This window comes from Haematobacter genomosp. 1, from assembly GCF_002196855.1.
GTDB lineage: Bacteria > Pseudomonadota > Alphaproteobacteria > Rhodobacterales > Rhodobacteraceae > Haematobacter.
In genome coordinates this window covers 1-26,244 of sequence record NZ_NIPW01000016.1, presented here as the reverse complement: position 1 = coordinate 26,244, position 26,244 = coordinate 1, and the positions used below count along the sequence as shown (strand labels likewise).

The window sequence follows — 26,244 nt, the reverse complement described above, 5'->3', positions numbered from 1 at the left end:
GCGCAAACGGCCGAAGTCGGGTGGATCAAGCCTCGAACCCGCAGCATTCTGGCCCGGCAGAGCCGCTTTTCCGCGCGGCAGACGGACCTGTCCTGCCGCTTTCGTTCAGCTTGGGCATGGATCGTGGTCATGCGCATGACGGAGGCGTTCGAAGACGGCGGATGGCGGCAAGGACGGCCCGCACCATCGGGCCGGTGACGGCGACCTCGGCCAACTGGAAGGTAATGGCGCGGGCGTGGCGGACGACGCGGGCGCCGATCTTGATCAGCTTGAGTTGCAGGCTGGTCAACGACCAGTCCGCCATGGCCTCGGGCAGTTCGATGCAGCGCAGGAAGGTTGCCAGGTTGTAGGCCAGCGCGTGCAGTTGCAGCCGCACCTCGTTGTGCCGGAACTTCCGGCATGACAGCCGCGTCCAGCGAAAGGCATATTTGCCTTCCTTGATGTGCTGCTCTGCGGTGCCGCGCTGGTTGTAGAACCTCACCACCCAGTCTGGCTCCATCGGCAGGTTGGTGACGATGAAGCCGACTTTGGGGAACAGCTCGCCCGGATGCCATTCGATCTTGGCGATGACGCGGCGCGGCTTGTCCCAGGACGCCGCCTGATACTCGAAGTCCTCGAAGAACCGTTTGACCTTGGTCAGCGAAGGCCGTCCCACGGGCCGTGTCAGCCGATGCGCGATCTTCTCGCGCAAGACGGCGTTGGCGGGCAGACGGATGGCGTAGAAGAACCTGGCTTCTTCCAGCCGCATATAGATCGCGGGGATCGCGTAGGCAGCGTCGGCCCGGAAGAAGCGTCCACCAAGGTCGCGGCCAGCATATCGGGCAATGACGGGATCAAGGACATCCCGCCAGCCATCGGCGCTGTGGACATTGCCGTTACGCAGGGCGCAGCGCTCCAGCATGCCAAACTGGTTGAACAAGAAGATGGGGTGATAGCAGGTGCAGTCGAAATGCCCGTTCCAGGCAGCACCTTCCTGATCGCCGTGGGTGGGGCTGACCGAGCTGTCCATGTCCAGCACGATGTATTTCAACCCGTTGCGGTCATGAAACCGGTCGATCCATTGGCCGTTCAGATCGGCCAGCGCCGCCCGGTTCGCGGCCAGAGCCAGCGTCTCGGTCTCGAACCGTCCCATCTGCGATGCCGAAGCAGCTTGCGCCTCGACGGCCCTGCCGCCAACGACCTGACGCATCACGGGATCGAGGGCCAAGCGGTCGGCATCGTTCACATCCTCGTATCCGGCCAGTCGTCCGAACACCGATTGCCGGAACAATCCGTCAAGCCGATGGAGCGTGTTCTTCCCGGTGCGGCTGTCTCGCAGCGCCTCCGACGCCAGATTGGACAGGCCGAGCACGTCATCAAGCTCGCGCATCACCAGCAGGCCACCGTCTGAACTGATCTGCGCACCACGGAACTCCAGACGCACACGGCGGTCGAAATCAACCCGATCTCCCCGCGCCAAGCCCGCACCCTCCAGGTGATCCATGAAACGCGCCCCTCGCAGCCGTCAACGCCATGATTTATATGCGAAATATCACGATTACGACAGCGAAATCAGCGACTTACTTGGAGAATGTGGGTTTACGGCGAGCACATCGGGCTATTCCAGCGAACAAGTTCAAGAAATTCCGATCTTTTGTGCCATATCGGGGACAAAGGCGCTCTCTTAAGCGCAAGCGGCTGAGTTTTATTAATAAACTAGGAAATATTAAAAAAACCGCTGTCACGCCGCATCGCAACATGTTAATAATTGACATAAGCGTGATGAACTCGGCTCCGGCCCCTGAGCCGATTGGCAGAATTATGGAGAGAAACATGTTGAAGAAGGTTGTTACGGCTGCCCTCATCGCCGCGGCCTCCGCTGCCTCGGCAAATGCAGCTGTCATTTATGCAAGCAGCGTGGTTTCGGCTAAACAGAAGGGCTATGTTGCGCCGGTGCGCAGCAACCCGATCGCAGCAACGGGTGCCGAGGATGGGAGCTTCTACTCCCTCGGCTTCGGTGGCAGCATCGTGCTCGGCTTCTCGAGCCTGGTGAGCGGCGCTGGGAAGGTGTTCGAAGTCACCAACCTCCCGCGGGAAACCTATATCGAGAGCGCGATCTTCTCGGTCAGCCTCGACGGAAAATCCTGGACCACTCTGGGGGAATACTCCAACCAGGTCAGCTCGCTCTATTCGGCGACGCCGTTCCTCTTCCTCAAGGTGGAGGACACCAGCCCGGTGATCGCCGGCCATGGCCGTGACGGCTATGACATCGACGCCATCGGCTTCGAAGAATATGTCGCCGCGGTTCCGCTTCCGGCGGCGGGCCTGCTGCTGATCGGTGGTCTGGCCGGCCTGGGCGCCATGAAGCGCCGCAAAGCGGCCTGAGCCTCAAGAAACGATTTTCGGAACGCCGGTGCGATTGCGCCGGCGTTTTGCTTTCCGGGCTGCTTCCAAGGTTTCCCTTGCATCCTGGGCGTTGCTGGATCACCTCTCAGGCATCATGCGGCCCGACAAACCCCTTCCCGCCCGTCAGCGTCCCCGCTTCCCGCGGCGGGAGGGCATTCTGACAGACCGAATGCGCGCCATGCCGGTGGTGCTCGTGCTGTTCGTGGCCTGCCTGATCCCGGAACTCATTCTCTCCGGAGCTGATTACGGGCTTTGGGGCGATCCCGGCTGGCGGCTCTGGGCCTGGCAGCATGGCGGCTTCTGGACGGGGCTTCTGGGCAACTGGCGGCCCAACTATGCCGCGCAACCCTGGCTCATGTTCCTGACCTACGGCTTCCTGCACGGGGGGGTGATCCATTTCGGGGTGAACATGCTCACCCTGTTCTCTCTCGCGCCGCCGCTGGTGGAGCGGATGGGGCAGGGACGATTCCTGCTGCTCTACATGGCCTCGATGATCGGTGGCGGTCTGGGCTTTGCGCTGCTGTCCCAGTCCCCGCAGCCGATGGTGGGGGCGTCGGGGGCGCTGTTCGGGCTGGCGGGCGCGGTCATGGCGCTGAGCTGGCAATATCTGCGGGCACGGGGGGAGAGCCTCAGGCCGGTGATCCGGTCCCTTCTGTGGCTTGCCGGGCTGAACCTGGTCCTCTGGTGGGCGATGAGCGGGATGCTGGCCTGGGAAACCCATCTGGGTGGTTTCGTCGTCGGCTGGCTCATGGGCCTGTGGCTGGTGAGGGATGGGCGATAGCTGCATTGCAGCGACTTGTCATGTTCCGGCTCTGCTGGCAGGCTGCCATGACGACTTCGGAGAGATATCTTTGACGAAACATGTATTGGTCACTGGCGGAGCAGGGTATATCGGCTCCCATGCCTGCAAGGCATTACAGCGCGCCGGCTATGTGCCCGTCACCTACGATAGCCTGGTTACCGGCTGGCAGCAGGCGGTGCGCTTTGGCCCGTTCGAGCAGGGCGACCTCGCCGACAGGGCGCGGCTGGATGAGGTCTTTGCCAGGTGGAGGCCGGTCGCGGTGATGCATTTCGCCGCCCTCTCCCAGGTGGGAGAGGCGATGCGGGAGCCGGGGAAATACTGGCGCGGCAATGTCGCTGCCTCCCTCACCCTGCTGGAGGCGGCAGTGGCGGCGGGCTGCCTCGACGTGGTGTTCTCCTCCACCTGCGCGACCTATGGCGATCAGGACGGCGTGGTACTGACGGAGGAGACCCCGCAGGCACCGATCAACGCCTATGGCGCCTCCAAGCGCGCGATCGAGGACATGTTGCGCGACTTCGGCGCGGCCTACGGACTGCGCTCGGTGATCTTCCGCTACTTCAACGTGGCGGGGGCCGATCCGGAGGCGGAGGTGGGCGAGTTCCACGACCCCGAGACGCATCTGATCCCGCTGATCCTTGAGGCGATCTCCGGCAGGCGCCCGGCGCTCACCGTCTTCGGCACCGATTACCCGACGCGGGACGGCACCTGCATCCGCGACTATGTGCATGTCTCGGACCTGGTGGATGCCCATGTGCTCGGCGTGAAGGCGCTGGAAGCGGGACGGGTGGCGGATGGCGGGGTGGAGGTCTTCTGCCTCGGCTCCGGCAGCGGTTTCTCCGTCCGCGAGGTGATCGAGGAGGCCCGCCGCATCACCAATCGCGAGGTGCCGGTGGTCCTGGGGGAGCGGCGCGCGGGCGATGCCGTGGCGCTGGTCTGCGGCAGCGAGAAGGCGGGGCGCGAACTGGGCTGGACCCCGGCCCGCTCCGACCTCGGCACCATGATCGAGGATGCCTGGCGGTCCTATCGCACCGTGGGCTGGGACAGGACGGTGGCGGGTGGCCCGGCGCTGGAGAATGCCTGAGCCGGGCGCGTGATCCTGCGCCCCTCCGGCACGACCCTGCCCGGAGACGGCGAAAGAGCGACCGGCCCCGCCACGGGGCATGGCCCCTCCCGTCCGGTCGGTGCACCCGGTTCCATGCCGCCAAGCCGCCTCTCCTGCCAGCAGAGCTCCGCCGAAGTGCGGGCAGGGGATGTCACAATCGCGATTGGCTGTGCCGGCGCGGGTTTTCTTGGCGGGATGACGTGTATATTCACCTCCCGAGGGGCGGGACACCCGCGGGATTCGGAACAATAAAAGGAACGACATGCGCCAGCATGCCATCTTCTTCTGCCTCCCGCTGATCCTGACTGCCTGCACGGATGGTTTCGTCTATTTCCCCGTCGATGAAAGCGGCCAGGAGCGTGCGGCGCAGGAGGAGAATGTCGATATCATCCGTCTGACCCCAGATAATATCGCAAGCTTCGCTCAGCCCACCAAGGGCCATGTCGCCACCAGCATGCCGCGGGGCGGGCGCTGGAACTATCTCGTCGGGCCGGGCGACATTCTTGACATCATCGTCTTCGATCATCCGGAGCTGACGCTCCCTGCCGGGCCGCAGCGGGCGGCGGAGGATTCCGGTTTCCGCGTGCAGGCGGACGGCAGTTTCTTCTACCCCTTCATCGGCCAGGTCCGGGCCGAGGGCCGCCCGCTCGAGCAGATCCGCGAGGAGGTGACGCGGCGGCTGGCCGAATACGTCCCGGAGCCGCAGCTCGAGGTGCGTGTCGCCGCCTTCAACTCCCAGAGCGTCGTCGTCTCGGGCGAGGTGAAGATGCCGCAGCGGCTGGAGATGACGACCAGTCCCCGCACGCTGCTGGAAGCGATCAGCGAGGCGGGCGGTTTCACCGAGAATGCCGACATGCGCCGCGTCCGCGTCCAGCGTGGCAGCCAGTTCTACGACGTGGATGTGGAGGGCTATCTCTCCGCCGGAATGGCCGCCAACAACCCGATGCTCCGGTCGGGGGATGTGGTCTCCGTGCTGCGCAAACGCGCGCAGGAGGCCTATCTGATGGGCGAGATATCGGAGGCGGGGCCGGTCGACCTGTCGCTCGACACCGTCTCTCTCACCCAGGCGCTGGCCCTGCAGAAGGGTGTGCGCTCCACCCGGTCCGATGCGCGCGGCGTCTTTGTCTTCCGCAACGTGCGGGGGCGCATGACCGTCTTCCAGCTCGAGACGAGTTCCCCCACCGGGCTGCTGCTCGGCACGCGCTTCGTGCTGGAGCCGGGCGATGTCGTCTATGTCACGCGCAACCCGCTGCAACGCTGGAACGACACGATCTCCAAACTGCTGCCCACGGTGCAGGCGACGAATGTGGTCGCGGCGACCGACAATGCGCTGAACTGATCCTGGAAGAGCCCATGATTTCGAATGTGATGGTCGTCTGCGTCGGCAATATCTGCCGTTCCCCGCTGGGAGAGCGCGTGCTGCAGGCGGGTCTGCCGGGGGTCAGAGTGACTTCGGCGGGGATCGGGGCGCTGGTCGGCCATGCCGCGGATCCGCTGGCCGCGGAGGTGGCAGCGGAGCATGGCATCTCGCTCGAAGGCCATGTGGCGCGGCAGTTCACCGCCGAACTGGGCGGCACGCAGGATCTGATCCTGGTCATGGAGCCGGGGCACAAGGCGGAGATCACCCGCCTGGCCCCCGCGCTGTCGGGCCGCGTGATGCTGTTCGATCAATGGACCGGCGCCAAGGGGATCGCCGACCCTTATCAGCGGTCGCGGGAATTCCACGAGGCCGTGCATGGGGAAATCGCGGCGGCGGCGCAGGGCTGGATCGCCCGGCTCGGCCCCCGGCCTAGTTCCCGCCCAGGTTCAGGTTCCGGAGCCGGGGCATGAGCCCGAAGCCCCCGCGCGAGGCGGAAGCGAAGGAAGTCGATCTCGCCGCGCTGGCCGAGGAGCTCTGGGCCGCCAAGGGCAAGGTCGCTGGATTTACCGCGGCCGGGTTGCTCGCGGGGGTTCTCTACATCTTCCTCACCGCCCCCACCTATGAGGCGGATGCGCTGATCCAGCTGGAACCGAAGACCGGCAACCTCGCCGTGCCCTCGGGGCTTTCCGATCTGATGGGCGGTGGTCAGACCCAGGCCACGACCGAACGGGAACTGATCATGTCGCGTCTGGTGCTGAACCAGGCGGTGGCGGATGTGCATCTGGAATGGACAGCCCGGCCCCGGCAGTTCCCGGTGATCGGCTATGCGCTGCGGTCCCGCGCGCTGCCCTTCAAGGGAATGAGCTTTCTGCGGCCCTATGCCCAGGGGGGGGAGCGGATCCGCCTCGATCTGCTCGCCGTGCCGCCGCACTGGACGGGAGAAACCTTCACCCTCACCAAGGGCGACGGGGATACCTTCCGCGTGACCACCCCCGACGGCCGCCTGTTCGAGGGCCGCGTGGGGGAAGTCCTGCAGGATACCGATATCGGCTTCGCCCTCCGCGTGGGGGAATTGGAAGGCCAGCCGGGACGGCAGTTCGAGATCGCCCACCGCGAGACGCAGGATGTCATCGAAGGGCTTCGCCGGTCCCTGTCGGTTGCCGAAAAGACCCGCGATTCCGGCATCCTGGAGTTGTCCTTCACCTCCCGCGACCGGGTGGAGGCGCAGCGCACGCTGGCCGCCATCGCGCAGGCCTATGTCCGCCAGAACGTGGAGCGCTCTGCCGCGCAGGCAGAAAACAGCCTTGGCTTCATCCAGCAGCAGATCCCCAAGGCCCGGCAGGACATGCTGGATGCACAGGACCGGCTGAACACCTATCGCGAGTCGCAGCGTTCCGTCGATATCCAGTTCGAGACACAGAACCTGCTGACCCAGATCGGCACGCTGGAGACCGAACTTCGTGAACTCCGCTCGCAGGAGGACGAGGTCGCCGATCTCTATACCAAGAACCACCCGCGCTACCGCCAGCTTCTGGCGCAGCGGGAGCGGCTGGAGGATCAGCTCAACAAGCTGCGGGGGGAGATCGGCACCCTGCCCGACACGCAGCGGGAGATCCTGAACTACACCCATGACGTGGAAATGGCGCAGGAGATCTATACCGAGCTGCTGACCCGCGCGCAGGAAGTGGATGTCATGCGCGCCTCCACCGTCGGCAATGTGCGGATCGTCGATCCGGCAGAGACCCAGATCCGTCCCGTGGCGCCCCGCAAGGCGCGCGTTCTCGCTCTTGCCCTGTTGCTGGGCGGTATGCTGGGGGCGGGCTATGTGCTGCTGCGGAACTGGCTGCGGAAGGGTATCCAGAGCGCTTCCGACCTGGAGGACATGGGTCTCACGGTCTTTGCCACCATCAACAAGAGCCCGGATGCCGAAAGGCCGGAAGGCGGGCGTGGCGGGCGCGTTCCGCTGCTGGCGGCAACCAAGCCCACCGACCTTGCCGTGGAGGGGCTGCGTTCGCTCCGCACGGGGCTGCATTTCGGGATGCTGGACGCCCCCTCCCGCACGCTGGCCATCACCTCCACCGCGCCGGGTGCGGGCAAGAGCTTCCTGTCGGCCAACTTCGCCGTCGTCTCCGCCCAGGCGGGACAGTCGGTCTGCCTGATCGACGCGGACATGCGGCGCGGGCGCCTGCGGCGGATGTTCGACGTGCCCCGCGATGCACCGGGCTTTGCCGATATCCTGACCGGACAGGCGCGGCTTGAGGATGTGCTGGTGCCAACCGGGGTGCAGGGGCTGGTTTTCCTGCCTGCAGGCAAGTTCCCCCCGAACCCGGCGGAATTGCTGCTCCGCCCGACGCTCCCGGCGCTCATCCGCGAGCTGGACCAGCGGTTCGATCTGTCGATCTTCGACTGCCCCCCGGTTCTGGCGGTCACCGATCCGGTCATCATCGCCAAGGCAGCGGGGGCGAGCCTGCTCGTCGCCCGCTTCGACGAGACGCCGGAGGGCGAGATCCGTGCGGCTCAGACCGCGATGGAGGCGGCAGGCACCGGCTTCAAGGGCGCGGTTTTCAATGCCTATGACCACCGCAAGGCCAAATCGGCGCAGAGCTATTCCTATCGCTATGAATACAAGGCGAAGGAGGAGTAACCTCCCTTTCGCCCGGAAAATGAAAGGCAAAAGATCGCCGATGGCGGCACAGGAGCAACATGGTCTGATGTGCCTGGGCCGCAAAACGATAAACATGGGTCGGCGACCGTTGCCGTTTGCCAATCATGAGCGATAATGATGGGCGTAGTTCGTGAGCCGTGCAGGACAATCGAATGAGACTTTACACCGGCAGGGCCTCCATGAATGCCTCCGGGTAGACGGTCCGGAGGGATGAGCCGGCGCCGGATGAAAAGGGCGGTCGTTCCTCCCCTTCCTTCAGGGCACCTGTCAGACTTGGGACAGCCCTGGGGGCAGTCCTCCACGATCCAGCCTCCTCGGAGGCCTTCTTTCCGGGCTGTCGCGGCCCGGTGCAGCGGGCAGTATTTCCAATGTGGCGGGATATCACCCGCCCACCTCAAGGTTCCGGCATGATCTTCGTCAACGCATTCGCCTTCGCGATCCTGGCAAGTTGCCTGTTCGCCACCGTTCTCGTCCTGACGCGCCATTTGCATGGGCATCTGACCCTCGACAGTCAGGTGGGCGTGCAGAAGCTCCATGCCGTGCCGACCCCGCGGGTCGGCGGGCTTGCCCTCATGGTCGGTGCGCTGGCGGGTGGTTTCGCCCTGCCGGATGGCGGGCGGGAGCTGTGGTGGATGATCTGTCTTGCTGCGATCCCCGCCTTCGCCTCCGGGCTGATCGAGGACGTGACCAAGCGGGTGGGCGTACGCACCCGCCTGCTGGCCACCATCCTGTCGGGGCTGATCTTCTGCCTGCTCTCGGGCTACGCCATCCGGGGGGTGGACCTGCCGGGGGTGGACATGCTGCTGGCCATCGGCCCGATTGCCGTGCTCTTCACCGCCTTCGCCATTGGCGGCATCGCCAATGCGCTGAACATCATCGACGGGGTGAACGGGCTGGCTTCGGGGACGGCGATCATCATCCTCGCCGGCTTCGGGCTCATCGCCTGGCAGACGGGGGATACGGCGATCATGGGTGTCTGCCTTGTCGCCATCGGGGCCATCGCCGGGTTCTTCCTGCTGAACTATCCGCTCGGGCTGATCTTCTTCGGCGATGCCGGCGCCTATGGGACGGGCTATCTGCTGGCGGTCCTCGCCGTCGCGCTCCCTGCCCGCAACCCGGAGATCTCGCCGATCATCGGCATCCTGCTCCTGGCCTATCCGATGATCGAGACCTTCGTGTCGATCCACCGCCGCACCGTGCGGACCGGCAGCCATCCCGGCCAGCCCGACCGGTTGCATCTGCACAGCCTCGTCTATCGCAGCCTCGCCCGCCGTATCGCACGGGGGCTGGGCAGGCCCCAGCTGCGCAACCCCGTGGCCAGCACGATCCTCTGGGCCTTCCCGCTGCTGTCCACCGTATTGGCGGTGTTCTGTGCGAAAAGCTCGCTCGCCATCTGGGGGGCGCTGCTCGTGGTGGCGTGCTGCTACCTGCTGCTCTACCGCCGCGTGGCGCTGCTGCGCGGCCGGGGCGGGAATGGTCCTTCCGGGCGGAACATCCGTCCGCATCATCCTGCGGCCCATCCGGCCGAATAGGCCGCAAGGAGCGGCGTATCATCCCCTGAGCGGGATGCGTGCTCCGGCCGGGACAGCGCCACCCTTTTCCGCGACGACCCGGCGGACGATCTCCAGATAGCTTTTCGCGCGTTCGGTGGGGCTCATACCTGCAAAACCCTGCGCGCGGATCATCTCCCGCTCCTCATCCGACGGGGGGGTGGCCAGTCCTTCGGCGATACAGGCGGCCGCTGCCTCCGGTGCATGGGGGTCGAAATAGCGCGCGAAGGGTCCGCAGATGTCCCTTACGAAGGGCCGGTCGGAAGCGAACACCCGCAGCCCCATCGCCATCGCCTCCAGCGGCATGACAGAGAAGCATTCGAGCAGGCTCGGGAAGATCGCGGCGTCCAGCCCCGCGTAGAAGGAGGGGCACTGGGCGAGGTCGAGCGGCCCGACATTGGTGACCGCGCTTCGGAACTCCGGGCTGCGTGCCTGCCATTCTGCTTCCGTCAGGGTGACGAGGAACTCCACCGCCATCCCATGCCGTTCACGGAGCGCGCGCGCCACCTCCGGCAGGATGGACAGGTTCTTGTGCGGGTAATCCCGGCCGAGAAAGCCGATGCGCAGCCCCTTCCGCTCCGGCAGCGCCACCGGACGCCACAGCTCCGGCTGACGGAAGATGTCGCTCACGCAGTTCGAGACCACGCTCACCTGTCCTTCGCGGAACAGCCCGCGGGCGACGAGCCGCTCCTTCACATGCCCGGCCTCCACGATGGCATGGTCGGCATTCCGCCGCAGGATCGCCGCCTGCAGGCCGTATTTCAGCCGCGATTTCGCTTTGGCGAGCGGGGAAAGGCCTTTGTAGATGTCATTGTCGGGATAGATGATCCACGGCTGGGCAAAGCCCATCACGCTCACTTTCGGGCGGCGGCGGGCATAGAGCGGGCCGAATATGGTAAAGACCGCATCGGCCCGCGCGATCTCCTCATCCAGCACGGGGTCGAAGGGCGAGAGACCGGGAACGGAGCGCACCCGGTAGCGCGCAAAGGCGCCCGTGTCGCAGCCGATCTGGGCAAGGTTGCGGTCCACCCCCTCGCAGGCGAGCACGCTGATCTCCATTCCCTCCGGGCCGAGGCGCGCGATTTCGTCGATGGCGGAGATGCCGACCTGCACCACCCCGCCGACACGGAGGTTGGAGGCATTGATCAGAAGGCGAAAGGTCATGGGATATCCGGGCTGGGATCAGGGGATGTAATAGCCATCGCCCCAGGCATAGATGTTCTCGACGAAGGGGATGGTCTTCAGGCTGAAATAGACCAGAAGCGCCAGCATCAGCGGATGACTGGCCCGCCGCTCCGTCACGGCAAGGTAGAGCAGGAATGTGACTGCCATGACGTTGATGCGGGAGGCCCCGAAGACCGCCGCCGCCATCGCGATCGGAATGAGACCCACCAGGAATGCCTGCTTCCGGCGGAGCACGACCACTCCCACGATGATGAGCAGCCCCATGCTGGCCAGTTCGGCAACCCCGCCCCCCTGATACGCGGCCATCTTGCCCTGAATGGCGGGCAGGAAGCGCAGCACAAAGAGCAGAAATCCGATGATGGCGACCGGAATCCCCATGAGGATGAGAAGCAGCTGTAACGGGGTGACGTAGCGGCGCAGGAAATCGGCAGACCCCACACGCAGACCCGCCCCCGCCGCGATCAGCAGGAAGGACTGGAAATGCGCCGTCATGGATATGAACAGGATCAGCGCCCTTTTCCACCCCGACACCAGCATGGCGAGCGTCAGCAGGATATAGGCGAGCTTCAGGCGTTCGAGCGACGTGAACAGCGTGATGAGGTAGAAGTTCGTAAAGATGAGAACGGTCGGCAGCACACCAGCCCGATAGCGACGCAGGAACAGGAAAAGGACCAGCGCCAGTATTCCGTTCATCACGGAAATCACGACATCCTTGTCCAGCCCCGCGCTGGAGGTGACCCACATCAGATAGCCATAGAGCGGTTCGGCCGAGCCGGTGGTCATCGCCTGAACGATCGGCACGGCATCGGCCCGCACACCCCGTACCTCGTCATAGAAGGCGCGGTAGTTGAGCTGGTCTCCCCCTGTATAAGCTCCCAGCAGCGAGAGGGAGATGCCGAAGGCCACCAGGAAGACGAGCATCCCCGCCAACAGATCGGCCCCCCTGAGACCTGCCCGGAAAGGCTGTGCGACCGGACTGGCGTCAATGGCGCGGCTCGTCATCGCTTTCCCATGCTTGGCCTCCGGTGCGGGGTGCCGCCGGTGGCGGTACTATATGCAGCCCCGCTGCCGAGGTCGAGCCGACAGGGCGTCACGACCGGATGAGGACCTGCGCGCCGGAGCGGGCGGTCACGGTGCATCTGCGCCTGACGATTTTGTGGCATCGGAGCGGCGCGCGCCAGAAGCAGGAGGAAGGAGGCCGATGCAACTGGCCGTGTGCATCCCTGCTTCAGGAAATGCCGGGCTCAAAATACCAGACTCAAAATACCGGGCTCCCACGAAATACTGGGCTCCCACGAAATACCGGCCTCCGCGAAATACCGGGCTCACAGGCGGGCCGTGGCCATGCGGGCCTCCGGGATATTCTGTCGGGGGAGACCGGGGGGAGAGATCCGTGAGGGGAGATCGGGGAGAGAGGCCATCGGTTTCGCCCTCCCGGTCGGGTCGGTATGGGGATCCGGGAGGGAGAGGCAAGGAAGGCCCGTGGTCAGGTCCCTGCCTGCCCCTGCCCGGGTACCCCCTGCCTGCTGCTTCTCCCTACCCCCCGTGTCGCTTCCTGCCCAGCCTGCCCCCGCCCACTCTCCACCTGCCCACTCTCCTCCCGCCCGGCCTCCTCCTGCACCGCCTCGTCCTGCCCGGTGCAATCGACACCAGGCCACCCGCCATGGCAAAGCCGGTCACCGGTATCGTGAGGGCGCCGCACTCCATCCCCTTCCGTGACATGGGGCCATTGGCGATTGAGGGTCGGGAGCCGGTCGAGGCGAAGCGGCCCCTGCCGCCTGCTTCCGCGCCAGGCGCAGCAATCCGCCTGCCCGCCCCTTCCCTTCCCTTTCCATGACGGCCCGCCCGTGCTAGGCGGCAGAACCAACCGAAGGCCCAGGATACCCGAGCCACCGCATGAAGATTTCCGCCGTCATGGCCTGCTACAATTCCGGGGCGACGGTCGCGCGGGCGGTTGAGAGTTTTCTCCTTCAGGACCATGCGGAGCGGGAGCTTGTCGTGGTGGACGGTGCGTCGAAGGACGAGACCTGTGCCGTGGTGGAGGGGTTCGCCAGCCCGCTCATCAGTCTCGCCTCCGGGCCGGATCGCGGCATCTATGACGCGATCAACAAGGGTATCGCCCGGGCGGAGGGAGAGGTGATCGGCATCCTGCACTCCAATGACCGTTACGCCCATCCGCATGTCCTCTCCCGCGTGGCGGAAGCCTTTGCGGGGGGTGATCTCGATGCGGTCTTTGCCGATGTGACCTTTCATCCGCCCGGCCAGCCGGACCGGGTGATCCGGCGCTATGACAGTTCCCACTTCCGGCCCGAGCGGATCGCGGCGGGGGCGATGCCCGCCCATACCGCGCTGTTCCTTCATCGCCGTGTGTTCGAGGCGCATGGTCTTTACCGGACAGATTACCGCATCGCCGGGGATTTCGAATTCGTGGCCCGCGTGTTCCGGAAGGGCGACATCCGCTGGCGGCATGTCCCGGAGGTCTGGGTCAGGATGGAGGCGGGCGGCGCCAGCACCTCGGGGCTGAGGAGCAAGATCCTCGGCACGCAGGAAGTGCGCCGCGCCTGCCGGGAGAACGGCATTGCCACCAGCTATCCGCGCATCCTGTCGAAATATCCCCGCAAGCTTCTGGAACTGGTCCGGCACTGACATGACCTGTCTCCCGGACAATTGCCCTTGCGGCATTCGCCATTCCCGTAGAGCCGGCCTGCCCGGCCGCGCTTCTGCAGCCCGCCCTGCCCGCCCGCAGGAGGTGCCGCTCTTCGCCCGTCGGCGTCCCGCGGGTATTTCCGCTCTTGTCCGCGCCCGGCGGATTTTCACGATAACCGCCTGCAGTCCGCGGGCGCCTTCCAGCCATCCCCGCCCGCTTTCAGCCAGGAGACCCCGATGAAAAAGGCCCTTATCACAGGTATCACCGGCCAGGACGGCTCCTATCTGGCGGAATTCCTGCTCGCCAAGGGCTATGAAGTCCATGGGATCAAGCGCCGCGCCTCGCTGTTCAACACCCAGCGGATCGACCACATCTATGAAGACCCGCACAACCCGGACCCGCGGCTGAAGCTGCATTACGGCGACCTCACCGACACGTCGAACCTGACGCGCATCCTGCGCGAGGTGGAGCCCGACGAGGTCTACAACCTCGGCGCGCAATCCCATGTGGCGGTGAGCTTCGAGGCGCCGGAATACACCGCCGATGTGGATGCGATCGGCACGCTGCGGCTTCTGGAGGCGATCCGCTTCCTCGGGCTGGAGCAGAAGACCCGCTTCTACCAGGCCTCCACCTCCGAACTCTACGGGCTGGTGCAGGAGATCCCGCAGAAGGAGACGACCCCCTTCCATCCGCGCAGCCCTTACGCGGTGGCCAAGATGTATGCCTACTGGATCGCGGTGAACTACCGCGAGGCCTATGGGATCTATGCCTGCAACGGCATCCTCTTCAATCATGAGAGCCCCCGCCGCGGCGAGACCTTCGTGACGCGCAAGATCACCCGGGGCCTGGCCAACATCGCGCAGGGGCTGGAGCAGTGCCTCTACATGGGCAATATCGACAGCCTGCGCGACTGGGGCCATGCCAAGGACTATGTCCGCATGCAGTGGATGATGCTCCAGCAGGAGGCGGCGGAGGATTTCGTCATCGCCACCGGCAAGCAGTATTCGGTGCGCGAATTCATCCGCTGGTCGGCGGCAGAGCTGGGGCTGACGCTGGAGTTCACCGGGACCGGCGTGGAGGAGGTGGCGACCGTCACCGCCATCACGGGGGACAAGGCGCCCGACGTGAAGGCGGGCCAGGTCATCATGCGCATCGACCCGCGCTATTTCCGCCCGGCCGAGGTGGAGACGCTGCTCGGCGATCCGACCAAGGCCAAGGAGAAGCTCGGCTGGGTGCCGGAGATCACCGCGCAGGAGATGTGCGCCGAGATGGTGGCCGAGGATCTGCAATCCGCCCGCCGTCACCGGCTGCTGCGGGAGCATGGCTTCCACGCGCCGGTCTCGGTCGAAGCGTAAGGGGCGGGACATGAAATACTACGTCGCCGGACATCGCGGCATGGTGGGGGGGGCGATCCTGCGCCGCCTGCAGGCCCGGGGGGCGGATGTCGTCACCCGCACCCATGCCGAACTCGACCTGACCGACCAGGCCGCAGTGCGGGCCTTCATGGCGGAGGAAAAGCCCGATGCCGTGATCCTCGCCGCGGCCAAGGTGGGCGGCATCCATGCCAACAACACCTACCCGGCCGAGTTCATCTATGAAAACCTGATGATGGAGGCGAATGTCATCCATCAGGCCCACAAGGCGGGCGTGCAGCATCTGCTGTTCCTGGGTTCCTCCTGCATCTATCCCCGCGCCGTCGCTCAGCCGATGGCGGAGGATGCGCTGCTGACCGGGGTGCTGGAGCCCACGAACGAACCCTATGCGGTTGCCAAGATCGCGGGGATCAAGCTCTGCGAGAGCTACAACCGGCAATACGGCACCGACTACCGCTCGGTGATGCCCACGAACCTCTATGGCCCGGGCGACAACTTCCACCCCGAGAACAGCCATGTCATGCCCGCCCTCATCCGCCGCTTCCATGAGGCCGCGCGCGAGGGCCGCGACGAGGTGGTGATCTGGGGCACCGGCACGCCCATGCGCGAATTCCTGCATGTGGATGACATGGCGGAGGCCTCGCTCTTTGTCCTGGGCCTGCCCCGCGCGGTCTATGAGGCGAATACCGAGCCGATGCTGTCCCATATCAACGTAGGGACAGGTCAGGACGTGACCATCGCGGAGCTGGCCGCGATGATCGCGAAGGTCACCGGCTTCGAGGGCCGTATTTCCTTCGACACGACGAAACCCGACGGGACGGCGCGAAAGCTCATGGATGTCTCCCGCCTCGCCGCGATGGGCTGGCAGGCCCAGACCGGGCTGGAGGATGGCCTGCGCGATACCTACGGCTGGTTCAAGGATCATACCGCCGCGCTGCGGGAGGCCTGATCCCCGATGAGCCATCCCGTATCTCCGCCCGAGGCCGCACTCCCGGATACCCGAAACCCCGATCCCCGCAACCCCGCAGGGGAAGCCCCGCGGGGTGTGGAGCCGGGTGTAAAGCCGGCCGGTTCCCTGCCGCGGCTCGTCTTCCTGTGGGAGAACTTCGGCCCCATGCATGCCGACCGCTGCGACGCCGTGGCAGCGGAGGTCCGCGGAGAGGCGGAGGTGGTGGGCCTCGAACTCTATGGGCAGAGCGACACCTATGACTGGGTGCCGGAGACGGGCGAGGGGTTCCGCAAGGTGACGCTCCATCCCGCGTCCCGCCCGACGGGGCTGGCGCTCCTGCGCTCTCTCGCGGCTTTCCGGCGGCGGGAGGGGCGGGCCATCTGGTTCATGTGCCACTACAGCTGGATGCCGGTCTTTGCCTTTGCCTGCCTGCTGCGGCTGCGGGGCGACCGGGTCTATACCATGGGCTGCTCGAAGTTTGACGACATGCCGCGCAGGCCCTTCCGCGAATGGGTGAAATCGTGGTTCTTGAAACCCTATCAGGGGGCGATCGGATCGGGCTTCAGGACGCGGGACTATTTCCGGTTTCTCGGAATCCCGGAGAAGCGGATCACGGGGGTATATAATACCGTCTCTCTGGACCGCATCCGCCGGATGTCGGAGGGCCAGCCAGCCCCGGAAGGTATCCCGTTCGGGGAACGGCATTTCACCATCGTGGCCCGGCTCGTGCCGAAGAAGAACCTCTTCGTGGCGCTGGAGGCCTATGCGCTCTATGCCGCTGCCGATCCCGCGCCGCGCCCGCTCCATCTCTGCGGCTCCGGCCCGCTGGAGGCAGAACTGCGCGCCCGGGCCGAGGCGCTCGGCATTGCGGAGCGCGTGGTATTCCACGGCTTCTTGCAGACCGATGCCATCGCGCGATTGCTCACCTCCACCCTGGCCCTCGTGCTGACAAGTACCGAGGAGCAGTTCGGAAACGTGGTGATCGAGGCGCAGGCGATGGGTGTGCCCTCCATCCTCTCCGATATCTGCGGCGCGCGGGACAGCCTGGTGCGCACCGGCGTGAACGGCTTCGTGGTGGAGCCGGACAATCCGGAGGGCTTCGCCTTCTTCATGCGTCTCCTGGCCACGGACCGCGATCTGTGGGAACGCCAGTGCCGCGGCGCCGCCGACTACGCCCCCCGCGGCGACGTGCCCGCCTTCGCCGCCGGCGTGCGGGAACTGATGAAGTGAGCTGACGGCTCCGCCCCGCGGGGGAGCCGGGCAGAAGCCGTGAAGATCATCCCAGAAGCGCGCGTTTCACCCGGGCGGCAAGGCCGAGCGTCATGACGGCCGGCCAGAGCGCGGACCCGGTGTTTCGCCGGTAGAAGGCTGCATGTTGCCGCCAGCTGTCCGGCCCCCCGAAATGTTTCTTCCAGCGTTTCGAAAGGGTCGAAAGATCCGCCGGGGGATTGCGGCTCGCATATCCGACCGGATTGCCGATCACGATACGGCGCACGCCGTTCCGGCCAAGCCCGTAACCCAGGTCGATATCGCCATAGGTGTGGTTGTAGCTTGGGCTGAGCCCCCCGAGCGCCTCGAACGCGACCCCGGGCACCATGACGAAGTTGCCGTTGAACGTGTCGCAGGCGATGTCCTGGCCCTTGGGAAAGACCGGCGCGACGGTCAGGGGGAAATGCCGCGATTTCCGGGCGTAGCCGCTGTATGTCGGCTCCCGGCTATCGGGGTCGAGGAAGGAGCCGACACAGGCCGTCGGAGCTTCGCGATTGTAAGCGTCATAACGGGAAATGAAATCGACCACCGCCTCCCGGATCAGTACGGAATCATCATTGTAGAGCAGATAGGCATCCCACGGCCCCTCTTCCCGGGCGGCGGCCTGGGCGCGGCGCATCCCCTGGTTCCAGAAGAGGTTTCCCGTTCCCTCTATGACCCGCACATCCGGAAAGCGGGTGCGAACCGCTTCCGCCGTTCCGTCGGGAGAGGCATCGTCGAGCAGGTATATCTTCCACTCCAACCCCGGTGCGGAGGCGAGCGCGTTCCGCAGGCTTTCAAGGCCCTGGAGCGTGACGGCAACACGATTGAAGCTGGCGCACAGGATGGCAAGTCTCATGAGGGATTACCTACAGGCCGGAGATCGAAACGGAAAGGGAGCAGAGGCGGAGGATCACGTTGGTGCCTGCTGGTGCAGGAAGCGCTCGTTCATCCGTCTGAGGATGATACTGCCCAGGCCCGTTCCTGCGGAAATGGCCGCCACCGTGCCGTAGGGCCCGAAGATTTGCCCGATCACGAACCCCATCGCGAAGGTCAGGGCAAGGGTGGCAAGGGCCGTCCAGATATTGTGGCGGAGATTTCCCGTCACGAAGCCTATCGATGCGCCCGGCGCATTGAGGAGGGCTGTGAGGATCCCCAGGGTCAGGATCACCGTGAACGCCCAGTAGCGCAGATCCACGTGCCCGAGCCAGAGCCAGGAGGCAACCGGTGCACCGAGGCAGATCGCCACGCCGACCGCGACTGTCACCTGCGCGGTGCGGCGCAGGATACGGCGATAGAGGGCACGGCTTGCTTCCGGATCGGTCTTGGTCTGATAGCTGAACGCGGGCATGGAGGCCTGAATGCTGGCCATCACGACGGAGCGGGGCAGCATGACCGTCTTGTAGGCCAGTTCGTAGATCCCCTGAAGCGCGGCGTCGCCGAACAGGCTGACGAGCAGTTTCGTGGCAGGCTCGAAGAAGTTGGACAGCGTGCTCGCCACCTGAGCGCGCAGGCTGTAGCCGAGCATCTCGCGGAACCGCTCGCGGTTGAAGTGATACGGCACCCACCCGGCGGAAGGCACCCAGTGATGCAGCAGAAGCCACCCGACAATCGCCAGGGCGAGGTGCATCGCGATCTGGGCCCAGGCCAGTCCCAGCAGGCTGAAGGCCGGAATGAGCAGGAGCGCCAACAGAAGCTGCAGGATGTTTCCCGCCACGGAAAGCCGGGCCGCCACATAGCCGGCATGAAGGCCCTGAAGACTGCCCAGAACGATCCAGGACAGGTTGCTCAGAAAAGACAGAAGAAACAGCCAGGGAAGCAGCGCTTCCCCCTCCGCCAGATGATCGGCCGAGACAAGATAAGGCAGGGCCCATGTCAGGATGAGCCAGCCAAGAAGATTCAGCAGTCCGAAGATGGCGCTGTTGGAAAGTATCCCCGTTTCGATCGTATCCCGGATGACTTCCTGCTCATGATCCAGATCATGCCGTGCCACGAACCTCAACGTGGCCGTGGCAAGGCCCAGATCGCCAAGCCGGATCAGCGAGGTCCAGGCAAGCAGGAGAGACCAGGTTCCGACAGCCTCGATCCCGCTGCGCTCGATCAGGATGCGGTAGGTCAGGAAGGTGAGAGCCAGGCTGACGGCGAAGGAGAACGCCTGATGGAGGACATTCTTCCTCAGGTTGAAGCGGGCTTCCGTCATGACAGATGCTGGTTCCCGGGGCGCAGATCGGCAGGGATCCCGTCAGGGCGGGACAGGGTCGCGGAGCCGCTCAGGGGGCCTCTTTCCGTACCGCAGTCCCGCGCATGGGACGTGTCATGGACTGTCCCCTTGCCGGCAAGCACGGGGGGGATTGCGGAACCGAGGCTGCTTGCACCCTCCCGGTCGGAGAAAAGGGGTCGCGGTTGGGGATGATGCAGGTCCATAAGCTCTCCGGTCGGGAGATGGGCGGCTCGGAGGGCCACCGTCTCGCGCACCGGGATGGGAATAAAATCTGGCGAAGGGATAGGCAATGCCCGCCTGTGCTCCCAAGGCTAGAGCGGCAGGATTCCCGCGCGAAAGGCAAGGTTGCGCAAGTCATTCCTCATCCGCCTGCCGACCCCCTGGGGCGGCAGGCCCTGCCCTGAGGAACCCGACACGCCTTGCAGGCGCGGGGCGGGCCACATCACATAGCTGCGGGGAAGAAGGCCCTCCAACCCGTCGCGATAGCTGTGCTCCAGGTAATATCCCGCCGGATCGTCGACATCGCGGTAGCGATCGCGAAGATGGCGGTCGAAGAAATCGCGCGCGACAAGATAGAAGCGCGTATCGATGCTGTCGATCCGGGTGCGGCCCCAGAGATTGAAGCCAGCCTGCCCATTCCACCCCCGAAGACAGGCGGAAAAGTTACTGAGCCACAGCTTCCCCGTGCATTTGGCGAAAGCGGGGCTGTTTTGCAGGATCCTGCTGTGGCCGAGGGCATGAAGGACGATCTCGCCCTCGCCATAGCCCTTCCCTCGCCGGGCAACCATTTCCTGATCGTTGCGAAAGGAAAGGGCTTCATACCGCATATGGGGATGGGCCTGGCGCAGGGGAGCGAGATGCGGCTCCAGATCGTAACCCGAACCGTCGCAGATCACGATTTCCTCTACACCCGGCGTCCTGCTCCATTCCGCCAGACTGTCGAGATGGGCATCAAGGCGCTGTTTCGCATCGGTCAGGTTGGTCAGGGGCGCAGAGACATGGATGGCCGATGTCAGCAGGAGGGGAGGAGAAGGCGTCACAGGGTCGGCTCCGGTTGCGCTGCCGGGCAGAACCTGCCCCGGACCCTCCATAATGCCGCTCTCGCCGCCTTCGCAACCGCTTCGCTTCAGGCGCAACCGCTTCGCTTCAGGCGAAGAAGGGATAGTTGCAGACCGCATCGCCGACCAGAAGATGCATGCCTTCCAGAAGAAACTCCTCATCGCGGGACGTTTCGAACACGAGGCCGATGTGGAAGGAGGACACCTCATGCGGAACGAAGCATGTCAGCCGGGTGATCCCGAGACCGGTATCGCTCCGGGTGATGCCCTGCTCGGGAGCGGCGGTCGCCGCCGCCTGGGCAGAGGCGGGATCCGCATTCGCCCAGTAGGCGGCGCGCACCAGCCGTCCCTGTCCTGAACCATTCCACGCGCCGATGGCGGCCATCGTCACATAGCCTGCGTCCAGGGGCGCAAGGATCTGGAGCGGCACTTCCAGCGTCACCGCCTGACTGGCCGAACCACCGGCGAGATGCAGAAGGCTTGTCTGCTCGCCGGTCAGGCCGGATACCCGGGGGGAAAGGCGCAGGGTTCTGGAAAGGGATGTGAGACGCTCGGGCGGGATGCCGTTTCGCCAGGGGGACAGCCTGCCGGTGCGAAGCTGGCCCTGCTCCACGAGAGCTGTATCGAAAGCGGGATTTCGCCCGATGTAGTTGCCGCGAAAGAGCGCGACCTGCCAGGGGTTCGTCACGGCCCGGAACCCGGCCGCCTGGCCCAGGATATTCAGGTTGCGCAGGGTAACCAGGCCGTTCCTGTTATCCACCAGATGACGGCAGGTTTCATTGCCGATGAAGAACTTTGTCCCCTCGACGGCAAGCGGGGTGCCGTTCAGGACATAGGGGGCGCCTTTGTCTATCGTTGCGCGAAAGACCACGGGATAGTCGATATGTTCGATCCATCCTCCCAGCCACTGGACGGTGGAGAAGCTCCTCGCCTCCACGACCGCGCAGCTGAACTGTTCGGCCGAACAGTTCTCGAATGTCCAGCTCGCCCCGCAGCGCAATATATAGGCCGCCGGGAAATCCTTATCCGCGGCGCAGTGGTAGTGAGTGGTGTTCGTGACCTTGTTCAGGTTTACGGGGCAGCCGGTCGAGTCGGACCATGCCTCGAAAACCCTGAACGCCTGCCCGCCTCCCTGCCTTCCCCCGAAGAAGCCGAAGCGGCAGTCGTCGATCGACCAGTAGATCGGCACGCAACGGAAGAGGAGCTGGAATTCGTTCGATATCTCCAGACGACGGATGCGGAAGCCGCCGGTGTATTTCTTCTGCGCGGGGCTGTCGTAGAAGATCACGCCGGGGGCGGCCGCCTGTGCAAAGAAGCCCTCCAGAACCGCCGCATAGATCGGTTTTTCATCCCGGTCACGGAAGATGGCCCCCCCTTTTACCGTGCAGACGAGGCCATAGCGCCCCGCCTGAAGCTCTCCCCCCGGGCCTTCGATGCGCATGCCGGTGACGGGCTGGATCTCGTTGACCGCATAGGTATGCGGCCCGAGGCGCACCTTGCCGCGGGCGATGGCGCGTGTCAGGGCCGCGCTGTCATCCGTCCGCCCGTCGCCCGCTGCCCCGAAGGCGTCGAGATCCACGTAGCCATCCCGGTCCGGCTCCACCGCCAGCGCCGTTCCCCCCGCTGTGACCAGGTCGGGGGCGGCCGTCCGGTCTGCGGCCAAGGTGACATAGCCGAAGCTCCCGGCCCGCAGCCTGTCGCCCGGATCGAACGGATGCCGCGCCGCGCGGAGGCTGGCCACATCGGGGTAATGCGCCCCCGAGAGGAGCCGCCAGCGGCTGCCATCCTCATGGCGCGTGGCGCCCGCCGGGTCGCGCCGGTAAACCAGTTCCAGCCCGTCCCCCATGACCCGGGCGAGGCGGGTTGCGGGATTGAGGGGCGCGGAGAGGAACTCCGCCTTGCCGGGCCAGGGCATGGGCGTGGCGATCAGGCCCGCCTGCTCCAGCATCGCGGCAGCGGTCTCCGCCGTCTCCACCGTGGTCCGGCCCCAGTCGAGCCCGCCCGTCTCCGTCCCCACCAGCGGGCGCCCCGGCTGCGGATGGAGCGGCGCCACCGGCATGTCGAGCCTGAGCGCCGCATCCAGCCTCCGCGTCTGGTCCTGCAAGGCCCGCACGATGAGGTCGAGCTGTGCCTCCAGCCCGTGCCGCCCCCCGCTCCGCCTCCAGCCCTGCGCAAGCTGGCTCTGCCGGAAGGGCAGAAGCAGACCGCCTGCCAGCCGATCCGCCGTTTCGGGCGCGAGCAAAAGCTCCCCCGTCGTAGAGGAAGCGGGCGGGATCAGCCGGAACTCCGCCTCCGACAGTTCGATCCGTGTATCGTGATGCAGGACCAGCACCCCGATATCCCCCGCCTCATAGGGATGCGGGATAGCATAGGGACCGGGACCGGAGATGCCCTGCACCGGCGAGGGGACGAAGTTCGGAACGGCCACGACGCGCCTCCTGGGGGCAGACCCTGGCTGGAGCCTTCCAGTCTTGGCGGTTTGGGTCAAGCGCGGGAATGTCGGGGCGGATCATGGCGGCTGGTTTCTGCTCCTGCCGCCATCCGATATTTCCGGTGACCCGTCGCCCGCCGGACGGGCGCTCAAGGCAATTCAGGAGGTGGAAGTGGCCTGTGGCCCGGAGCTTTCCCGCACGGGGCTCCGCAAGCAAAACTCCTTCACGCGGGCATAGGTCGCGGCCAGTTCGTGCCGCGGTGCGTTGAAGAGTTTCTGCTGGTCGGCGGAGGCGAGTTCCGCACCGCGCAAGCGATCCCGCGCGAAGGTGGATTTCGCCCGCAGCCGGTAGAGCAGGGTCTTGTAGCCGGCAAAGCGCCGGGCTTCCGATTGTATCCGTGCCCATTCCCGCGGATTGTCGGACCTGTCCTTCGCCAGCACATAGGCGCGGTTGAGGATATGCATGACCCCCATCGCCCGCCCCGCGTCCCGCCGTTCGGGGGCCTTGTGGTGATAGATGAACGCCTGCGTCGCAGCCACGACGCAAAAATTGTCGAGCGTCCGCAGGGAGGCGTCGATATCCTCGAACAGCGCGTAACGGCCCAGCCCTTCATCGAACTGCAGGGCACGGATCACCTCTGTCCGGAAGGACATGCGGAAGCCGGTCATGTAGGGAACATGGATCGCCTGCACCTCTTCCAGCCAGTCCGGCTGCCGCAGGCGCGCAAGTTTCTGCGCGGCAAGGGTCAGGAAAGGGTCGGGGATCAGCCGGTCCTCCATCCGCCGCCGGAGGGGCAGAAGGGCAAGGGACATCGCATCGCTCCGCCGGCGGCGGTAGCCGGGGCGGTCGCTGGCCCCGGCGATGCCGGCGCTTTCATGAGGGGCATGGGCTTCCGCCGCGCAGACCCCCCCGATCAAACCCTCGGTATCCCGCTCATAGACCCGCATGATGTGATCCATCGCATCGGGATAGAGAAGGGAATCGTCATCGGGAAACAGCACGACTTCGCCGGTGACATGGCGCAGGCCGAGGTTGCGCTGCGCTGCCGCGCCCGGTCCGCTGCGGATGTAGCGCACAGGCAAGGGAGCCGCGGCCGCGAACTCTTCGACAAGGCTGCGGACGGCCGCTTCATCATCACTTGAATCAACGACAATGATGTCCTGAGGCGGACGGGTCTGGCCGAGCAGCATCGGTATGCTGAGCTTCAACGCTTCCAGCCGGTTCCGGGTCGCAATCACGCAGGAGTAGTTCATGGTGAGATCCTCGTACTCGTACTACGGCAAGGGAGTCACCACCAATGATCTTCAACATGATAATGTTTTACAAGATAAGACGTGACCGGGAGGCCAAGCTCGTAGCAAAAAATTTCCGGTCTGCATGCCTCTTGTGCGAAAGGCGTGCGGTCAGTCCAGAAATTCGATGTTCGGAACATGGGTGAGGCTGGTCCGATAGATCGCGCGTATCTTGTAATCGTTGCCGCTGTACAGTTTCACTTTGCGTCCAACGATCGCCGCACCGATGCCGATATGTAACCGGTCGGTCACGATTGTTTCATACCGGGCGATCTCGCGCAGGAAGTCGTCGCCGTTGGACATGTGATTGCCAAGCGCGCTGATGTCAATGTTGCCCGCGGCCTTCTCGAACCGATGAGAGGATTCCCGATCGCGCCGGTAGGCGTAGCCTACAGGGGTTTCCGGGGGGCCGAAATCGTACTTCAGTCCCTTGGCCATCAGGTAGAGCGCCATATCATGACAGAAAAGCGACCGCGGACAGGCTTCCTTGCTCTCATATTCATCTCGGCGAAACAGGGTTCCCCGCACTTTTGGTGCCTGATGGTATAAAGTGGAGGGTAAAACGATGAGATTGTCTGTGAAATAGGAAATAAAGGCACAGATATCGCCAGCGTGACGATAGTTGTGCCCCCAGGCGGACCCGCCCGAGTAGATGAAGAGATACCGGTTCCTGCGGGCGAGATAGGGCGCCAGGAAATAGCGGGCCGATCCCTTGCCGAGATGAATTTCGGTATGGGGAATCCGGTAGTCATACAAGAACCGCTTCGCCCCGTGACGGATCAGCCCATCCCCGAAGTTGCCGGGATTGGGCAGGAAAATGACCTGCCGCCCCGCCGATTTCTCCTGGATGACACGGGCCAGCGTATCGAAGGCAGGCAGGAGATGGCTGCTGGAAACTTCTGCAGGCGCTTTGGCCAGGGGGGTGACGCGCTCCGAGGAGGTGGGAAAGGGCAAGAGATTCATTTCAGGCTCCGGGAAGAGGCTCTGTTACAATGTCGATTGATTGCCACAAAAGGCAATGCAATACATTTTATTTTTTAAAAATAAAAGAATAACTCTGTTTCCTGGTCGGCGGCCGGGGCGATGTGAATCGGCAGGGAGACCGTCGGACCGCGTGAAACAGAAACAGCCCTGGCCCGGAGGCAGGGCTGTTTCCTCCGGAGACTCCCGGAGATCCGTTTCCCGTGTCGCCCGTCAGGCGGCGGGCTGACCGGTCGCCACATGGCCGTCATGGGCAAGCATCCGCCAGATCATGCCCCCGATCACCGCGCCGAGCAGAGGCGCCAGCCAGAAGAGCCACAGCTGACCAAGCGCCCACCCCCCGGCAAAGAGCGCCTGGCTGGTTGAGCGCGCCGGGTTGACCGATGTGTTGGTCACCGGAATGGCGATCAGGTGGATCAGCGTCAGGGCCAGCCCGATCGCGATCCCGGCGAAGCCCGCGGGGGCACGCGGATGGGTCGCGCCAAGGATGATGATGACAAAGAAGGCGGTCAGGATCGTTTCGATCAGGAAAGCCGACATCATCGAGTAGCCCCCGGGCGAATGGTCGCCATAGCCGTTTGCGGCAAAGCCGCCGATCTCGAAGCCCGGCTTGCCCGTTGCAATCAGATAGAGTGCGGCGGCGGCGAGAATGGCCCCTGCAAGCTGCGCCAAGACATAGGGCACGACATGGGCGGAGGGAAATCGCCCCGCGACCGCCAGCCCGACAGAAACCGCGGGGTTGAAATGCCCGCCCGAGATCCAGCCGACAGCATAGACCATGGACAGCACGGTCAGCCCGAAAGCGAGAGCCACGCCTGCGAACCCGATCCCGAGTCCGGGAAACGCCGCGGCAAAGATGGCACTGCCACAACCGCCAAAAACCAGCCAGAAGGTTCCAAGCCCTTCGGCAACCAGCTGCTTCTGCATGATGGAGAACTCCCGAAATTGGGTAGACGTACTGAAAACCTCGTTAAGGGCACCTCGATTTTTGACC

Annotated in this window: 21 protein-coding genes; 11 read left to right on the top strand and 10 right to left on the bottom strand. The window is 64.9% G+C overall.

The window, feature by feature from the left end; genetic code table 11:
- Positions 1-127: 127 nt before the first annotated feature.
- Positions 128-1,483 carry an IS1380-like element ISPme1 family transposase gene (locus CDV49_RS10725; RefSeq protein WP_012112698.1) on the bottom strand — a complete coding sequence of 452 codons (1,356 nt, stop codon included), beginning with the start codon at positions 1,481-1,483 and terminating at the stop codon, positions 128-130.
- A gap of 329 nt (positions 1,484-1,812) precedes the next feature.
- Between CDV49_RS10725 and CDV49_RS10720 the strand changes: the two genes are divergently transcribed.
- From CDV49_RS10720 to CDV49_RS10690, 7 genes are all read left to right on the top strand, one after another.
- Positions 1,813-2,364 carry a VPLPA-CTERM sorting domain-containing protein gene (locus CDV49_RS10720; protein WP_256947312.1) on the top strand — a complete coding sequence of 184 codons (552 nt, stop codon included), beginning with the start codon at positions 1,813-1,815 and terminating at the stop codon, positions 2,362-2,364.
- A gap of 115 nt (positions 2,365-2,479) precedes the next feature.
- A complete protein-coding gene (locus CDV49_RS10715; RefSeq protein WP_242685134.1) occupies positions 2,480-3,166 on the top strand; it encodes a rhomboid family intramembrane serine protease in 687 nt (228 codons plus the stop codon).
- A gap of 70 nt (positions 3,167-3,236) precedes the next feature.
- The gene (gene galE, locus CDV49_RS10710) at positions 3,237-4,268 is read left to right on the top strand and encodes a UDP-glucose 4-epimerase GalE (protein WP_051911324.1); all 1,032 of its coding nucleotides are present in this window, start codon (positions 3,237-3,239) and stop codon (positions 4,266-4,268) included.
- A 283-nt stretch (positions 4,269-4,551) separates the two neighbouring features.
- Positions 4,552-5,628, top strand: coding sequence for a polysaccharide biosynthesis/export family protein (locus tag CDV49_RS10705; RefSeq protein ID WP_035713543.1), 1,077 nt, complete (start codon positions 4,552-4,554; stop codon positions 5,626-5,628).
- A 14-nt stretch (positions 5,629-5,642) separates the two neighbouring features.
- Positions 5,643-6,119: an arsenate reductase/protein-tyrosine-phosphatase family protein gene (locus tag CDV49_RS10700; RefSeq protein WP_051911323.1), complete on the top strand. Its 477-nt coding sequence runs from the start codon at positions 5,643-5,645 to the stop codon at positions 6,117-6,119.
- The gene (locus CDV49_RS10695) at positions 6,116-8,293 is read left to right on the top strand and encodes a polysaccharide biosynthesis tyrosine autokinase (RefSeq protein WP_088215533.1); all 2,178 of its coding nucleotides are present in this window, start codon (positions 6,116-6,118) and stop codon (positions 8,291-8,293) included. The genes CDV49_RS10700 and CDV49_RS10695 overlap by 4 nt, the downstream gene beginning before the upstream one ends.
- A 428-nt stretch (positions 8,294-8,721) precedes the next feature.
- Complete coding sequence (locus CDV49_RS10690) at positions 8,722-9,846, top strand: MraY family glycosyltransferase (protein ID WP_084684215.1); 1,125 nt, start codon at positions 8,722-8,724, stop codon at positions 9,844-9,846.
- A gap of 18 nt (positions 9,847-9,864) precedes the next feature.
- Here the strand turns inward: CDV49_RS10690 and CDV49_RS10685 are convergent, their stop codons facing one another.
- Entirely contained in the window at positions 9,865-11,028 is a 1,164-nt protein-coding gene (locus tag CDV49_RS10685; protein WP_088215532.1) for a glycosyltransferase family 4 protein, read from the bottom strand.
- A gap of 18 nt (positions 11,029-11,046) precedes the next feature.
- Positions 11,047-12,051, bottom strand: a complete 1,005-nt coding sequence (locus CDV49_RS10680) for an EpsG family protein (RefSeq protein ID WP_088215531.1) — start codon at positions 12,049-12,051, stop codon at positions 11,047-11,049.
- Between the two features lie 894 nt (positions 12,052-12,945).
- Here CDV49_RS10680 and CDV49_RS10675 point away from each other — a divergent pair.
- From CDV49_RS10675 to CDV49_RS10660, 4 genes are all read left to right on the top strand, one after another.
- The gene (locus CDV49_RS10675) at positions 12,946-13,695 is read left to right on the top strand and encodes a glycosyltransferase family 2 protein (protein ID WP_035713538.1); all 750 of its coding nucleotides are present in this window, start codon (positions 12,946-12,948) and stop codon (positions 13,693-13,695) included.
- A 237-nt stretch (positions 13,696-13,932) separates the two neighbouring features.
- On the top strand, positions 13,933-15,051 hold the full coding sequence (gene gmd / locus CDV49_RS10670; protein ID WP_088215530.1) for a GDP-mannose 4,6-dehydratase: 1,119 nt from the start codon (positions 13,933-13,935) through the stop codon (positions 15,049-15,051).
- Between the two features lie 10 nt (positions 15,052-15,061).
- Positions 15,062-16,018, top strand: coding sequence for a GDP-L-fucose synthase (gene fcl / locus CDV49_RS10665; RefSeq protein WP_179209177.1), 957 nt, complete (start codon positions 15,062-15,064; stop codon positions 16,016-16,018).
- A gap of 6 nt (positions 16,019-16,024) precedes the next feature.
- A complete protein-coding gene (locus CDV49_RS10660; RefSeq protein ID WP_088215528.1) occupies positions 16,025-17,248 on the top strand; it encodes a glycosyltransferase in 1,224 nt (407 codons plus the stop codon).
- 46 nt (positions 17,249-17,294) lie between these two features.
- Here the strand turns inward: CDV49_RS10660 and CDV49_RS10655 are convergent, their stop codons facing one another.
- From CDV49_RS10655 to aqpZ, 7 genes are all read right to left on the bottom strand, one after another.
- Positions 17,295-18,125 carry a glycosyltransferase family 2 protein gene (locus CDV49_RS10655; RefSeq protein ID WP_035713530.1) on the bottom strand — a complete coding sequence of 277 codons (831 nt, stop codon included), beginning with the start codon at positions 18,123-18,125 and terminating at the stop codon, positions 17,295-17,297.
- 54 nt (positions 18,126-18,179) lie between these two features.
- Complete coding sequence (locus CDV49_RS10650) at positions 18,180-19,466, bottom strand: lipopolysaccharide biosynthesis protein (RefSeq protein ID WP_088215527.1); 1,287 nt, start codon at positions 19,464-19,466, stop codon at positions 18,180-18,182.
- Positions 19,467-19,798: 332 nt separating this feature from the next.
- Entirely contained in the window at positions 19,799-20,527 is a 729-nt protein-coding gene (locus CDV49_RS10645; protein ID WP_143413154.1) for a hypothetical protein, read from the bottom strand.
- A 106-nt stretch (positions 20,528-20,633) separates the two neighbouring features.
- Positions 20,634-22,973, bottom strand: coding sequence for a hypothetical protein (locus CDV49_RS10640; RefSeq protein WP_088215525.1), 2,340 nt, complete (start codon positions 22,971-22,973; stop codon positions 20,634-20,636).
- Between the two features lie 162 nt (positions 22,974-23,135).
- Complete coding sequence (locus tag CDV49_RS10635) at positions 23,136-24,230, bottom strand: glycosyltransferase family 2 protein (RefSeq protein ID WP_035713520.1); 1,095 nt, start codon at positions 24,228-24,230, stop codon at positions 23,136-23,138.
- A 150-nt stretch (positions 24,231-24,380) separates the two neighbouring features.
- Complete coding sequence (locus CDV49_RS10630; protein WP_035713517.1) at positions 24,381-25,232, bottom strand: polysaccharide pyruvyl transferase family protein; 852 nt, start codon at positions 25,230-25,232, stop codon at positions 24,381-24,383.
- 231 nt (positions 25,233-25,463) lie between these two features.
- The gene (gene aqpZ, locus CDV49_RS10625; protein ID WP_088215524.1) at positions 25,464-26,177 is read right to left on the bottom strand and encodes an aquaporin Z; all 714 of its coding nucleotides are present in this window, start codon (positions 26,175-26,177) and stop codon (positions 25,464-25,466) included.
- Positions 26,178-26,244: the final 67 nt, after the last annotated feature.